The organism is Lysobacter sp. Soil_N_51 (assembly GCF_057655755.1).
The window spans coordinates 156,458-169,451 of sequence record NZ_JBDGLR010000012.1 but is presented as its reverse complement, the minus strand read 5'-3'; the positions used below and the strand labels follow the sequence as shown (position 1 = coordinate 169,451).

The 12,994-nt window shown below is 67.4% G+C and carries 13 protein-coding genes; 3 read left to right on the top strand and 10 right to left on the bottom strand.

Annotated elements, in window-relative coordinates; genetic code table 11:
* Positions 1-59 precede the first annotated feature (59 nt).
* The 8 genes from AC3A4T_RS22255 to AC3A4T_RS22220 form a co-directional block, all read right to left on the bottom strand.
* Entirely contained in the window at positions 60-1,445 is a 1,386-nt protein-coding gene (locus tag AC3A4T_RS22255; RefSeq protein ID WP_487677402.1) for a sensor histidine kinase, read from the bottom strand.
* Positions 1,442-2,182: a response regulator gene (locus tag AC3A4T_RS22250; protein WP_487677401.1), complete on the bottom strand. Its 741-nt coding sequence runs from the start codon at positions 2,180-2,182 to the stop codon at positions 1,442-1,444. The genes AC3A4T_RS22255 and AC3A4T_RS22250 overlap by 4 nt, the downstream gene beginning before the upstream one ends.
* Before the next feature lie 101 nt (positions 2,183-2,283).
* A complete protein-coding gene (locus AC3A4T_RS22245; protein ID WP_487677400.1) occupies positions 2,284-2,865 on the bottom strand; it encodes a thioredoxin family protein in 582 nt (193 codons plus the stop codon).
* Positions 2,862-3,533: a ferric reductase-like transmembrane domain-containing protein gene (locus tag AC3A4T_RS22240; protein ID WP_487677399.1), complete on the bottom strand. Its 672-nt coding sequence runs from the start codon at positions 3,531-3,533 to the stop codon at positions 2,862-2,864. The genes AC3A4T_RS22245 and AC3A4T_RS22240 overlap by 4 nt, the downstream gene beginning before the upstream one ends.
* Positions 3,523-4,290 carry an HvfC family RiPP maturation protein gene (locus AC3A4T_RS22235; RefSeq protein WP_487677398.1) on the bottom strand — a complete coding sequence of 256 codons (768 nt, stop codon included), beginning with the start codon at positions 4,288-4,290 and terminating at the stop codon, positions 3,523-3,525. The genes AC3A4T_RS22240 and AC3A4T_RS22235 overlap by 11 nt, the downstream gene beginning before the upstream one ends.
* Positions 4,283-5,134: an HvfB family MNIO-type RiPP peptide maturase gene (locus AC3A4T_RS22230; RefSeq protein ID WP_487677397.1), complete on the bottom strand. Its 852-nt coding sequence runs from the start codon at positions 5,132-5,134 to the stop codon at positions 4,283-4,285. The genes AC3A4T_RS22235 and AC3A4T_RS22230 overlap by 8 nt, the downstream gene beginning before the upstream one ends.
* 63 nt (positions 5,135-5,197) lie before the next feature.
* The gene (locus AC3A4T_RS22225) at positions 5,198-5,758 is read right to left on the bottom strand and encodes an HvfA family oxazolone/thioamide-modified RiPP metallophore (RefSeq protein WP_487677396.1); all 561 of its coding nucleotides are present in this window, start codon (positions 5,756-5,758) and stop codon (positions 5,198-5,200) included.
* Between the two features lie 91 nt (positions 5,759-5,849).
* Positions 5,850-6,491 (bottom strand): HvfX family Cu-binding RiPP maturation protein, encoded by a 642-nt coding sequence (locus AC3A4T_RS22220; protein ID WP_487677395.1) that lies wholly within the window; start codon positions 6,489-6,491, stop codon positions 5,850-5,852.
* Positions 6,492-6,754: 263 nt separating this feature from the next.
* On the opposite strand from AC3A4T_RS22220, the gene AC3A4T_RS22215 reads away from it, so the two are divergent.
* Positions 6,755-7,006 (top strand): hypothetical protein, encoded by a 252-nt coding sequence (locus tag AC3A4T_RS22215; protein ID WP_487677394.1) that lies wholly within the window; start codon positions 6,755-6,757, stop codon positions 7,004-7,006.
* Positions 7,007-7,313: 307 nt separating this feature from the next.
* Here AC3A4T_RS22215 and AC3A4T_RS22210 read toward each other — a convergent pair whose 3' ends face one another.
* Positions 7,314-9,680, bottom strand: a complete 2,367-nt coding sequence (locus tag AC3A4T_RS22210) for a TonB-dependent receptor (protein WP_487677393.1) — start codon at positions 9,678-9,680, stop codon at positions 7,314-7,316.
* 445 nt (positions 9,681-10,125) lie between these two features.
* Between AC3A4T_RS22210 and AC3A4T_RS22205 the strand changes: the two genes are divergently transcribed.
* Together AC3A4T_RS22205 and AC3A4T_RS22200 are read left to right on the top strand one after the other, a co-directional pair.
* Complete coding sequence (locus AC3A4T_RS22205; RefSeq protein WP_487677392.1) at positions 10,126-10,728, top strand: hypothetical protein; 603 nt, start codon at positions 10,126-10,128, stop codon at positions 10,726-10,728.
* Positions 10,728-12,035, top strand: a complete 1,308-nt coding sequence (locus tag AC3A4T_RS22200) for a Tle-like phospholipase domain-containing protein (RefSeq protein WP_487677391.1) — start codon at positions 10,728-10,730, stop codon at positions 12,033-12,035. Before AC3A4T_RS22205 ends, AC3A4T_RS22200 begins: the two co-directional genes overlap by 1 nt.
* A gap of 142 nt (positions 12,036-12,177) precedes the next feature.
* On the opposite strand, the gene AC3A4T_RS22195 is transcribed toward AC3A4T_RS22200, so the two are convergent.
* Positions 12,178-12,954, bottom strand: coding sequence for an NAD(P)H-dependent oxidoreductase (locus AC3A4T_RS22195; protein ID WP_487677390.1), 777 nt, complete (start codon positions 12,952-12,954; stop codon positions 12,178-12,180).
* Between the last annotated feature and the right edge of the window lie 40 nt (positions 12,955-12,994).

Sequence of the window (12,994 nt, the reverse complement as noted above, 5' to 3'; positions counted from 1 at the left end):
CCGCGCCGATAGTCCGGCGCGAGATTCATCGTCGTCCGCGATTTCGCTTACACGCCGCCCTATTGCCTCGCGGCGATCGGCCCGGCGATGTGCAGGATCGCTTCCAGGCCGCCGCCGTCGCGATTGCGCAAGGTCAGCGTGGCGCCGATCGATTCGGCCAGTTGCTGGGCGATCGCCAGGCCCAGGCCAGTGCCGCCGGTGCTGCGATTGCGCGAGGCTTCGAGCCGGTAGAACGGCTGCATCACCTTGCCCAGTTCGTCCTCGGGAATGCCGGGGCCGCGATCGCGCACCTGGATGCGCACGCCGCCGGCCGGGTCGTGATCGAGCTCGAGTTCGGCCGCGCCGGCGTAGTGGATCGCGTTGTCGATCAGATTGCCGACGATGCGCCGTAGTGCATGCGGACGCGTGGTTACCGGGCCGTCGACGCGGCCGGCGAAGGTCACCGGCCGGTCAGTGTCGAGGTAGTCGTAGACCAGGCTGTCGAGGAAGGCGTTGAGGTCGGTCCGCACCGCCGGCTCCGACGCGCCGTGCGCGCTGCGTGCATACGCGATGCCCTCGCGGACCAGATGCTGCATCTGGCCGAGGTCGTCGAACATCTTGTCGCGCTCGCTCGATTCGTCCATCGCCTCGGCGCGCAATTGCATGCGGGTGATCGGCGTCTGCAAGTCGTGCGAGATCGCCGCGAGGATTTGCAGCCGTTCGCGCATGTAGTGGGCGATGCGGTCCTGCATGGCGTTGAACGCGCTGATCGCCTGCGCCACTTCGGTCGGACCGCCGACCGGCAGGCGCTCGCCGTCGCCGGCCGGATGCAGGGTTTCGGCGGCTTTCGCCAACCGGCCCAACGGCCGGGTGGTCAGCCGCACCGCGGCCCAGGTGCAGAGCAGCAGCAGCGCCAACTGGATCGCGAGCACGTACGGCAGCCACTTCGCCAGCGGCATCACCGACGGCCGCACGTCGATGACCATCGCGGTGCCGTCGCTCAAGTTCAGACGCACCTGGAAGTGTTCGCCATCGCCGGGCACCGCGGTGGCGCGGGTCGGGTAACGCGGGCCCAGGGCGCTGGCGATCATCTCCGCCATGTCGCGCGAAGTGCCGCGGAGCGGTGGTTCGCTCTGCGCGCTTGCCGCGGCCTCGCCCGTCGCGCCGTTGTCCAGCATGTAATGAAACGTGCGCCGCCGCAGCAGCGGCAGCCAGCGCTCGCGTTCCTGCGGCGGCAGGCGGTCGAGCAGGTTCACCGCGACGACCACGTCCTGCTCCAGGTTGCTCATCAGCATCGAAGTCGCCGCCGTGTAGCGCTCGTAGAACAGCAGGCCGAACGACAGCGCATGCGCGATCAGCAGGCCGCTCAGCAGGATCAGCGACAGGCGCGAGGCCAAGGTGCGCGGCAGCCAGCGCGAACCGCCGCGCGCGGCCGGCGTTGGCGCTGTATCCGTATGCGGGTTCATTCGTCATCCCCCAGCAGGCTCACCGGCATGCTGAACACATAGCCTTCGCTGCGGACGGTCTTGATATAGCTCTGCTCGCGCGCATCGTCCTGCAGACGCTGGCGCAGGCGGCTCACCAGCAGGTCGATGGAACGTTCGAAATGCTCGGCGTCGCGGCCCTGGGTCAGGTTGAGCAGTTGGTCGCGGGTGAGCACGCGGTTGGCGTGATCGAGAAACACGTGCAGCAGGCGGAACTCGGCGCCGCTGAGCGCGACCACGGTGTCGTCGGGATCGAGCAGATGGCGCGCGGTGGTGTCCAGGCGCCAGCGTCCGAACGCGATCGTGCGACTGGCCTGGGTGACCTGCAGGTTCGGCGGCAGCATGCGCGTGCGCCGGATCACCGCCTTGATCCGCGCCAGCAGTTCGCGCGCGGCGAACGGCTTGGTCACGTAGTCGTCGGCGCCCATCTCCAGGCCGATGATGCGATCGGTCTGGTCGTCGCGCGCGGTCAGCATCACCACCGGGATCGCGCGGTGCTTGCCGGCGCGCAGGTTGCGGCACAGGGTCAGGCCGTCTTCGCCGGGCATCATCAGGTCGAGCACGATCAGGTCCACCGCGTGGGTGTCGAGCAGCGCGCGCATCTCGCGGCCGTCCGCGGCGACCGTCGCGCGCAGACCGTTCTTGTGCAGATAGTCGGCGACCATCTGGCGGATCTCGCGGTCGTCGTCGACGACCAGGATGTGATCTACGTGGTCCATGCGGGGCCTGTGCGATGCGCGGTGGGGGACGGAGCCGGCGGCGGAACTTCGATGGCGATTGTGCCACCGCGCGGGTGCCGCGCACGTCGCCGAGACAGCGCTCAGCGCCGCGCCAGCAGCGCGCGGATGCGCGCGTCGGTGACCTCGTACTCGCCTTCGCCGTAGTGGCGGTAGACGATGCGGCCGTCGCGATCGATCAGGTACAGCGCCGGCCAGAAACGGTTGCCGTAGGCGTTCCAGGTGGCGTAGGCGTTGTCCTGCGCGACCGGGTAGTCGATGCCCAGGCGCGTGATCGCGGCCTGCAGATTGCCGGCGCTGTGTTCCTCGTCGTACTCCGGCGTATGCACGCCGATCACCACCAGACCCTGGTCGCGGTAACGCTCGTGCCATTGCTTAACATGCGGCGCGACGTGCAGGCAGTTGATGCACGAGTAGGTCCAGAACTCCACCAGCACCACCTTGCCGCGCAGGCTGGCCATGCTTAGCGGCGGCGTGTTGAACCAGCGCGCGATTCCGGCGAATTCCGGCGCGGCCACGGCGCGCGCCGCGTCCGCATGCGCGGCCGGGGTGCAGGCCGCGGCGCTCAGGCACAGCGCTATGCCGGCGAGCATCGACTTCCACAAGGCGCGACCGGTCGAATCGGGGACGCGTGCGATAGCGGCGGTTGCGGGCAACGACGTCATGACGTGGGCTCCAGGGCGTTGGGGAAGGACGAGCTGCGGTCCAGCGAGCGGGCCCGCGCCTGTTTGCGCTTGTTGGCCTGCGCCCACTTGCCGACCAAGCGCACCGCGACGGCGGCGCACAGGATCGAGAACGGAATCGCGTACAGCACGCTCATCGCCGGAATGCGCTTGAAGAACGAGTAGCCGAAGATCGCGGCGATCACCCAGATGCCGGCGGTGTGCAGGCGCTTCCACGCCGCCGCGGTCATGTGGCGCGAGGCGAAGCGGAACGAGGTCAGCGCGAGCAAGGCGATGAACACGTAACCCAGCGTGCCCGGCGCGTTGGTCACCGCGTTGCGGCCGGGCCAGAACTGCGGGTTGAGCACACCGTAGGCGACGATCGCCAGCAGATGGACTAAGTGCGAGAACGCGAACGACAGGCCGATATAGCGCCGTTCGCGCATCAGCCCACGGGTGAAATCGTTCGGCACCAGCGCGGCCAGCGAGGACGCCACGAACGCGAGCAAGAACAAGGCGAACGAGCTGCGCGCGGTGGCGCGGATCACCGCACGCACCGCTTCGGTGGTATCGGGATTCAACGCCAGAATCAGCGCCGACATCGCCAGGATCGACAGGCCGATCAGCCAGAACAACGACCAGCCGCCGGGGATTCGGGATTTAGCGTTCATCGTATGACTCCGTAGCAAGATGGGTACCCAGGACCACGCCCTGCTCGCGCAGTTGCCGCAGCAGGCTCAGGCCATGGGTATGAAGTTCGTCGGCATCGCCGCCGGTTTGCGCGGCCAGCGCGGCGAGGTGCTCGCGGCCGCGGTACGCGTTGACTTGCAGCGAGGTCAGCAGCTGATAGACCAGCGGCGCGATGCGGGCGAACCGCACCTGGTGGTCGCGGTCGCGATGCACGAGCACGGTAGTGACATGCGGCGGCGGTGCTTGCGGAATGTGGGCAGGACCGATCTCCAGCACCGGCCAGCGATACGCCAACGGCATCGCCAGCGGCGACAGCAGCGGCCGGCCGTCGAGCAGATCGCCGTGCGGGTCGTGCGCTGGCGCTTGCGCATCGCTGATCAGCAAGGCCTGCTCCACCCATTCGTAGTGCGCGAGTTCGGGCAGCCACGGCGGCAGCTGCAGATCGTCCGCATGGGTCTCGGTGAATTCGACGAACTCGCCGGCGATGCGGGTGAACAGCGGCGTGCGGCTGCGATGGCGGGCGTAGAACGCCTGCACCAGCGAGGTCCATGCCGCGGCGCCGAGGGTTTGCCGGATCACCGGGAAACCACCGGCGAGCAGGCTGTCGATCGAGCCCAGGAACAACTCGCGATACACCCGCATGCGGCGCGCTTCGATCCCGGGCGGCGACGAATGGCGGGCCGGGTCGCGCAGGTGACACGCGAGGACGGATTGCTGTTCGCGCAGAGTGTCATGCATGGGCCGGCTCCAGTTGTGCGATGCCGGCGTGCGCGGTCTGCATCGCGCGGATGCGCTGGGTTTCGGCCAGCAGTTCGGTCAGCGGCGGGAAATTGAAATCGCGTTCGAGCAAGGTCGGACGCACGCCGAAACGGCGGTAGGCGCTGTCCAGCAGCGACCACACATCGGCCTTCACCGGCGCGCCGTGGGTGTCGATCTTGAGGTCGGCCGCTTCATCGAAGTGGCCGGCGATGTGGTACGAGGCGATGCGCTCGCCAGGCAGTCGGGCCAGAAACGCCTGCGCGTCGTAGCCGTGGTTGATGGCGTTGACGTAGAGGTTGTTGACGTCGAGCAGCAGGTCGCAGTCGGCTTCGTCGAGCACGGCGCGGATGAAGTCGATCTCGGCCAGCGCCTGGTACGGCGCGGCGTAATACGACACGTTCTCCACCGCGATGCGCCGGCCGAGCACGTCCTGCACCTGACGGATGCGCGCGGCGACGTGGCCGATCGCTTCATCGGTGAACGGGATCGGCATCAGGTCGTACAGATGGCCGTCGTCGGCGCAGTAGCTCAGGTGTTCGCTGTACAGGCCGATGCCGTGGCGGTCGTTGAACTGGCGCGTGCTGCGCAGCAGGTCCATATCGAGCGGCGCGCTGCCGCCCAGCGACAGCGACAGGCCGTGGCAGCTCAGCGGAAACCGCGCGGACAGTTCGCTCAGCGCGTCGCCGAACCGGCCGCCCACGCCGATCCAGTTGTCCGGCGCGACTTCGAGGAAATCCACCGCGTCGTCGTCCATCGCCAGCAGCGACGGCAGCAGACCGCGGCGCAGGCCGAGACCGGCGGACCGTAAGGGAAGAGTGCGCATGCTGAATTCCTCGATCGTTCGAAGGCGCCCCCGCGCCGAAGCGCAGGGGCGCGTGAGTGCGGCTTACTTGCCGGCGGGGACCTTCGCGAACAGGCCGGCCGGCATCGGCTTGCCGTTGGCCGCGTAGGTGGCCTTGAGGTAGTCGTAGGCCTCCTTCTCGGAGATGAAACCGTCGCTGTTGACGTCGAGCTTCGGGAAGTCGGCGGCGCGGGTCGGCGCCACCGCGAGGAATTCGGCGCGCGAAACCCGGCCGTCGCCGCTGCGGTCGGTCTTGGCGAACGAGGCGTCGCCGCACTTGCCTTCGCCGCATTTGCCTTCGCCGCACTTGCCTTCGGCGGTCTTGCCCGCGGCCTTGGCGTCGGCGCCGCACTTGCCCTCGCCGCACTTGCCTTCAGCGGTCTTGCCGGCGGAGGTCTTGGCGTTCGCCCCCTTGGCCTTGTCGGCACCGCACTTGCCTTCGCCACACTTGCCTTCGCCGGCGGCGTGGCTGGCGGCGACCATATAGCCCTGGGCGAGCGGCTGCATGGCGAAGGCGGATTGGCCGAGGACCAGACCGGCCAGGGCGACGCCGAGCATGCCGGCGGTGGTGGAACGCGAAGCGGAACGATGATTGCTGACGGACATGGTGATTCTCCGATGGCGCACGGCGAAGCCGCGCTGAGGTGGGCGCCGCGGATGCGGCGTGGGCGAAACGAAAGAAAGGAGCGCCGGGCCGTCAGGCTCCGGCGCAGGACAACCGGTTCGCGGCGTTGCGGCCGCGCGGCTTGATCGCCAGCACGATGCCGGCGAACGCGAGGGTCGCGCCGACCCAGGGCAGCAACAGCGACACGGTTGCGCCGATGCCGAGCAAGACCACGCCCCAGGCGAGAGCATCGGCCGATGCGGCGGCGATCGGCGCGCGGCGCGATGCGATCAGCCGGTCCAGGCTCAGGCGACCGGCGCCGCCGAGCATCAGCGGCAGCAGCATCGCCAGATAGATCAGCGGCAGCTTGTAGTTGCCGTGGCCCTCGTTGCTGATCGCATAGCCCTGCCACAGCTCGGCCAGGCTCGACCAGTCCGACGGCCAATGCACCGCGTAGATCGCGACCACCGTCAGCACCCACAGCGCGGCGGCGACGTAGCGCGTGCCCAGGCCGAGCAGTAGGGCCACGGCGCCGGCCAGTTCCGTCCAGGTCGCCAGGGTCCAGTTGAGATCGGCGCCGAGCAGCGAGAACGGCAGCGGAAACTTGTCGCCGAGGTCGGCGAACCAGTTGTCGCCCTGCAGCTTCTCGCGCCCGGCTTCGAAGAATTCCCAGGCCAGCAGGACGCGCAGTCCGAGCGGGGCGAGCCACGGCGCGACACCGTCGACGCGGGACATCAGGGGCGCTGCGGGGGTTGAGGCGACAGACATCGGGGGTTCCTTGAAGAGGCGGACCGTGCGTTCCGGTGACGCCATTTCAAGCTCGCGGGGTATCGCGCCGGTGTCCGCCGACCCGGGGATTTGTCTGCAAACGTGGCTGTCGCGGCGGCGGATACACTGCGATACAAATCCGCGGGGGCTGGGGCTGTACCGGTTTCACGACCTGGAACGCAAGCGACACGACAGCGGGCTCAAACCTCGGCCAACGAAGGGAGCGGGACATGATCCGAATCTCCGGCATCGCGCTTGCGGCCCTGTACCTGATCGGCTGCGCAGGCGACTCACCTCCCACCTCGGAGGAATGCCGCGCACTGCTGCAATCCAGAACGGCCACCCATGCGGAGATGTTCGCGTTCATCGCGCGGGCAAAGCGCGATCTGGATGCCTATCCCAGGAATCGGATCGATTCGCACACCGAAGGACTGGGCCTATGCACCGGGGCGTTGATGCGTAAGGCGCAATCGATCAAGTAGTGTGGCGCGTGCTCGCGCGATGGCCGCACCATCGGCGGGTGGCCATGCGTTCTACTCAGGAGCGGTGCTGTTTCCGTCGGCGCGGCGGCCGCGAGGGTGCGGTGAATTGAAACCGGCCTTTGCAGCCGTGACGGTCCGTTGCCGATGACGCGCTCGCGTCGAGGCGCAGACAGGCCCGCGTCGAATTTCGTCTGTGTTCGTACCCGCCCGAATAGAGAAAAGGCCGATGAGCACCTCATCGGCCTTCCTATTTCCCGCTCGAGATCGCACGACCGCCCTTATCGCGATCGCCGTCTATCGACCAGCATCAATGCCAGTTGACGTTCACCGACACGCCGACAATGCGCGGTTCGTTGTAGACCGCGGCCATATAGTTCTCGATAACGCCCTTTAGGTTCTTCTCGTTGGTGATGTTGCGCGCGAACAAGGCGACTTCATAAGCGCCGTAACCGCCGGTGTAACCCACCTTCAGGCCGCCCTCGAAATTGCCGCTGGCGTTGAATTCCTTCGAGTCGTACAGCACGAAGCTGGTGTAGCCCTGCTTGTTCCAGTCGGTGGCGACGAACAAGGCGCCGCTATCGCTCAGCGGAATGTCGTAGCGCGCGCCCAGGTTGACGCTGTACTTGGGCGCGTTCGGCAACGGGTTGCCGTCGATCTGGGCGAAGGTGTTGGCGCCGACCTTGATGGTCGGGTCCTCGACCGTGCACACCACCGCGCCGTTGAGCGCGCAGACCTGCGCGTACACGCGCTTGTCCTGGATTTCGCTGTGCAGCAGGCTCACGCCGGCGGTCAGCGACAGGTTCGGGATCGGGCGCCAGTCCAGATCGGCTTCGATGCCGTAGGCGCGGGCCTTGTCGGCGTTGAACAACACGCCGTTGCCGTTGGAGTCGTTGCCGTTGAGCTGGATGTCGTCGACGGTGTAGGTGAACGCGGTGGCGTTCAAGCGCAGGCGGTTGTCGAACAGGCTGCTCTTGATGCCCGCTTCCCACGACAGGATGGTTTCCGAATCGGCGGTGGTGAAGTCGGCGTTGAACACCGCCGAGCGGCCCTGGATGGTCGGGCCGCGGAAGCCGCGCGCGACCTTGGCGTACACGCTGAGGTTCGGGTTGATCTCGTACATCGCGCTCAGGTCCCAGCTGGGCTGGGTATCGAACATGCGCACGTCGCGGCGGCCGGTGTAGGTCGACACGCCGGCGGCGGTGTCGGCGGTCTTGAGCAGACGGGTTTCCTTGGTGTCGCGGGTCTGGCGCAGGCCGGCGGTCAGGGTCAGCGCGTCGCTGACCTTGTAGCTGAGCTGACCGAACGCGGCCCACGAGGTGTTGGCGTTGCGCAGACGCACCCAGTTGTTGGGATTGCGCGCCGGGCCGTTGAGGAACCACGCGCGCTGATAGAAATCGGTCACGTCGCGGCCGTCGAAGTAGAACGCGCCGACCTGCCACTGCAGCGCGTCGTCGGTTTCGCTGGCCAGACGGAATTCCTGGGTGAACTGATCCAAGTCGCGGATCTGCCCCATCGACTGCCCGAAGCCGTTGGGCACGCCGCGCACGGGATAGTTCGCCGCGGCGCCGCCGTCGGTGTCGCCGCGGCTGTAACCCGACGTCGTTTCGTAGGCGCTGATCGAAGTCAGCGAGGTTTCGCCGAAGTTGTAGCTCGCCTTGATCGATCCGCCATAGGTCTTGTACGCCTGCGGGTTGTTGCCGGCTTCGTCGTAGGCGACCTTGTCGCGCGGCACGTCGACATCGTTGGAGCCTTTGACGATGGCGTTGCGCAGGAACAGGGTCGAAGTGCCCGAGTAGTCGCGCGCATGCGCGGACGCGAGGATCGAGAAATTCTCGCTGGGTTCCAGCAGCAGCTGCACGCGCAGGTTGCGGTCGTCGAAACCGCCCATCGCGTCGTTCTTCGGCGTGACCGTGCCGTCGGCGCTGGCGCCGGCGAAGGTGTTGTCGACCCAGTCGTCGCGGTGCTGATACAGCGTGGACACGCGGAACGACAGCACGTCGTTGATCGGGCCGCCGATGCCGCCGTCGATCGACACGGTGTTGTAGCTGCCGACGCTGGCCTGCACGCGGCCGCTGAAATCCTGGCTCGGCTTGATGCTGTCGAACTTGATGATGCCGGCGGTGGTGTTGCGGCCGAACAGCGAGCCCTGCGGGCCGCGCAGCACTTCGACCTGATCGGTGTCGAACACTGGATTGGATTTGAGCACCACGTGCTCAAGCACCACGTCGTCCTGGATGATCGACACCGGCTGCGAGGCGCCGAGGTAGAAGTCGATATTGCCCAGGCCGCGGATGTAGAAGCGCGGGAAGATGCGGCCGGTGGTGGTTTCCGCGTACAGGCTCGGAACGCGGCCGGACAGCGCCAGCAAGGTGTCGTCGCCGCCGGCGGTCAGCGCGCGCATCGCGTCGCCCTGCATCACCCCGACCGAGACCGGCACGTCCTGCAGGTTCTGCTCGCGGCGCTCGGCGGTCACGGTGACCGCGTCGAGCGAGGTCGCCGATTGCGTGGTCGCGGGCGCGGCCGCTTGCGGCGCGTCCTGGGCCGATGCCGCGGTGGCGGCCGAGACCAGCAGCAAAGCACCGCAAGCGCGGGCCAGCGCGGTCACGGCGAGCGGACGACGGGAAACGGCGACGCCGCCGCGCATGGGCAGGCGGGGTTCGGGGTACAGGGACATCGTGGGTGATCCTTTGGGGGAATGCCTGGAGTGCAATGGCGCGCGGCGGGCGCAAGGCCGGCGACCGGTCGCGGATGCTTCCGCGTGGCCGCACGGTATGTCACGAGTGTTGCATGCGGGTTGCAGATCGGCGCGGGTGGCGGACCGGCGACGACGCGGCGCGAAGCCGCCTCGCAATGCAAATACGCAGGCTCGCCCGGCGCCGTCGACCGACACGATCAGCCGTCGCGATCGACCCATGATCATCAGGCGATGCAGGCCCGCGATCGCCCGATCCTGCCCGTCGCCAGTCGCTGCCGCAGCGCAACAACCTTATGGATCAGTCACTCCCCGGCCGCGTTTGACACGCCGCCGGGCCTGGCCCAGGCTGGTTTCAGCCTGACCATGGGTCAAGTGAATGGAAGCTCATAGCCGCCTGTCTGCCGCATTAGGGATGATCGCCATCATGAGTATGCACAGCGCCGCGAGCGCGAACCCACCGCAGGCGCCCAGCCTGTTCACCGCACCCGCGCCGGTCGCCGCGCCGGTGGTCAAACTCAATCCGCATGCGCGCGACGGCCATGTCCTGAGTTTTCATTTCGACGATCTGCCGCAGGCGCTGACTCAGGTCGCCGCCACCGCCGATTTCCAGGTCGCCAATGTCGAATGCGTGCCGGTCGATTACGGCAAGGCGATCGGCGGCGTGCGCCTGGCGCCGCGCCACAGCCTGCCGCTGAATCTGAAGCGCGACGACGACGGCCGCTATGTCGCGATCGTGCATGTCGATGCGCTGCTCGACGAGGATTATTACGGGCTCGGCGTATGCCGCTGGGAACTGACCACGGCGACGGTGCATTTCCATTCGCCCAGCACGCATTTCGTCGGCGGATTGAAGGCCGACCGATTGATCGCGGGCGGCGAAACGGTCCAGTACTACCTGGCGCGCGATCTCGCGCAGAAACCGCGCTCGATGGATTACGTGTACGGCGAAACCGCGGCCGATTTCTATCAGGCCAGCGCCGGTCCGCAGTTCACCTTGGTACTGAACGCCCACAAGGAAGTGCCGTGATGCCCAGCAGCCAGGACTATGCAGCGCTCAGCCAGGACAGTTACAACGACCACCCCGCCGATCCCAACGTCGTCTTGCCGCCCATCAACGGCGTCGATTACCGCGTATTGGCCACGGCCAACAACCCCGAGAATGGTTATCAGGGCACGGTCTACCAACGCGTGGATTCGGGCGAAATCATCGTCGCCCATCGCGGCACACAGCCGTCGAGCGGGGTCGGCGAATTCATCCGCGACGTGATTCGCACCGATGGCGGCATGGTCATCAACGGGGTCAACAATCAGGCCGCCGACGCCATTGCGCTGACCCAGCGCGCCATCGACATCGCTCAGGAACAGGCCGAACGCACCGGCCGCCCGCAGCCGCCGGTCGCGGTCACCGGCCATTCGCTCGGCGGCACCCTGGCGCAGATTTCCGCGCACCGGTTCCAGGCCGAGGGCGTGCATGGCGAAACCTTCAACGCCTACGGCGCGGCCGGTCTGAACATGGGCATCCCGGCCGGCGACAACGACCGCATGATCAACCACGTGCGCGCCAGCGACACGGTCAGCTCGGCCAGTCCGCAATACGGCCAGACCCGGGTCTACGCGACCCAGGAAGACGTCGATGCGCTGCGCGACGCGGGCTATGCGAACAACCGCAGGCAATCGTTCTGGCCGGATTTCATCGGCGGCGATCTGCGCAATCCGGTCGGCGTGGTCGCCAGCCGCGGCCTGGCCGCGCACGACATCGCGCCATTCGCCGGCAGCGGCGGCACCCCGCCGTTGATGACCCAGGCCAATGAGGACCGCGCCCAGCAGTTCGATCCGATGATCGACAAGTTCCGCGGCGACATCGGCGCTGCGCGCGCCGGCATCACCGGCGCCTCGCAGGCCGTGCAGGACGGCATCCGCCGCGTGCGCGAGGGTTGGAACGACCTGTTCTCGCACAACGGCCACGTGCAGGGCGCGCCGCTGATCAGCGACAGCCCGCTGCTGGGCCAGACCTACGCGGCGATCGACCGCGGCGGCCCGGCGCTCGCCGGCCTGGACAATCGCGCCGTGGCCAGCCTGACCGCCACCGCCGGCGCGCAGGGCCTGCACGAGATCAACCACGTCGCACGCGGCAACAACGGCACCTTGTTCGCGGTGCAGGGCCAGTCGCCCAACGACCCGGCGGCGTTGCGCGCCTCGGTCGATCTGGAAACGCAGCGGCAACCGCTGGCGGTGAGTTCGCAGCTGTCGGTGCAGCAGGCCGAACAAGCGCAACGCAATGGCGCGCAGCAAGAGGCGGTCGAACAGACTCGGCGTAATCCGTCGATGGTGTGATCGCGCGGCGGTCGCGGCTACGGAAGCGTGAGTTGCAAATGAAAGCGGGGCGGATTCGTCGTTAGACCGAATCCGCCCTTTTTTCTGTCAGCGACGTTCGTCGCGATGCGTGCGAATATTCGCTGTCGGCGCGAGCGCCAGCCTATTCGATATGCGCGGCGAACCCGACCCGCCCCGGCGCGATGTGCTCGCGCAAGGTCAATGCTGGAATGTCGTAGTCGCCGGCATTCTGGCGCCGGTATGCGATCGGCGCGGTCGTCTCCAATGCGTCCAGGCGTTGCCCCAGCGCCTCGCACAACTCGGCGTATCGCGCCTCGTCGGTGCGGCTGCTGCGATAGACCACGAACGGCGGCAGCACGCTGAAGCCGGGGTAATACAACACCCCGTGCTGGATCGGAAACAGCACGTCGTCGATCGGACCGTTGATGCCGCGCGGGCCGTAATGCGATTCCCAGCCGCCGGTGGTGACGATCAGCATCGCGCGCTTGCCCGCGAGGCTGCCTTCGCCGTAGCGATCGCCCCAGTGGCGGTCGGAGTGTTCGCCCACACCATAGGCGAAGCCGTAGGCGTACACGCGATCGACCCAGCCCTTGAGGATCGCCGGCATCGAGAACCACCACAGCGGAAACTGCAGGATCACCGTATCGGCCCAACGCAGCTTGTCCTGCTCGCGCGCGATGTCCTCGCGCTGGGTGCCGCTTTCGAACGCGCGCTTGGAATCGCGGGCGGGATCGAAGCGCGCGTCCGGGTCCTGATCGGTGCTGTCGTCGGCATCGATCGCGGCCTTCCAACGCATCGCGTACAGATCCGACACCTGCACGTCGTGGCCGGCCTGTTGCAGCCGCTGGATGGTGAAATCGCGCAGCGACCCGTTCAAGGACCGTGGTTCGGGATGGGCGTAAATCAGAAGCACGTTCATGGCGAAGGCCTGCGAAGTCGGAAAACAACACCGTAGGCGC

Excerpts from the sequence above, each read along its gene's own strand:
- AC3A4T_RS22245 (WP_487677400.1), bottom strand. The coding sequence starts at position 2,865 with ATGACGTCGTTGCCCGCAACCGCCGCTATCGCACGCGTCCCCGATTCG.
- AC3A4T_RS22255 (WP_487677402.1), bottom strand. The coding sequence starts at position 1,445 with ATGAACCCGCATACGGATACAGCGCCAACGCCGGCCGCGCGCGGCGGT.
- AC3A4T_RS22205 (WP_487677392.1), top strand. The coding sequence starts at position 10,126 with ATGAGTATGCACAGCGCCGCGAGCGCGAACCCACCGCAGGCGCCCAGC.
- AC3A4T_RS22210 (WP_487677393.1), bottom strand. The coding sequence starts at position 9,680 with ATGTCCCTGTACCCCGAACCCCGCCTGCCCATGCGCGGCGGCGTCGCC.
- AC3A4T_RS22240 (WP_487677399.1), bottom strand. The coding sequence starts at position 3,533 with ATGAACGCTAAATCCCGAATCCCCGGCGGCTGGTCGTTGTTCTGGCTG.
- AC3A4T_RS22220 (WP_487677395.1), bottom strand. The coding sequence starts at position 6,491 with ATGTCCCGCGTCGACGGTGTCGCGCCGTGGCTCGCCCCGCTCGGACTG.
- AC3A4T_RS22195 (WP_487677390.1), bottom strand. The coding sequence starts at position 12,954 with ATGAACGTGCTTCTGATTTACGCCCATCCCGAACCACGGTCCTTGAAC.
- AC3A4T_RS22225 (WP_487677396.1), bottom strand. The coding sequence starts at position 5,758 with ATGTCCGTCAGCAATCATCGTTCCGCTTCGCGTTCCACCACCGCCGGC.
- AC3A4T_RS22215 (WP_487677394.1), top strand. The coding sequence starts at position 6,755 with ATGATCCGAATCTCCGGCATCGCGCTTGCGGCCCTGTACCTGATCGGC.
- AC3A4T_RS22230 (WP_487677397.1), bottom strand. The coding sequence starts at position 5,134 with ATGCGCACTCTTCCCTTACGGTCCGCCGGTCTCGGCCTGCGCCGCGGT.
- AC3A4T_RS22235 (WP_487677398.1), bottom strand. The coding sequence starts at position 4,290 with ATGCATGACACTCTGCGCGAACAGCAATCCGTCCTCGCGTGTCACCTG.
- AC3A4T_RS22250 (WP_487677401.1), bottom strand. The coding sequence starts at position 2,182 with ATGGACCACGTAGATCACATCCTGGTCGTCGACGACGACCGCGAGATC.
- AC3A4T_RS22200 (WP_487677391.1), top strand. The coding sequence starts at position 10,728 with ATGCCCAGCAGCCAGGACTATGCAGCGCTCAGCCAGGACAGTTACAAC.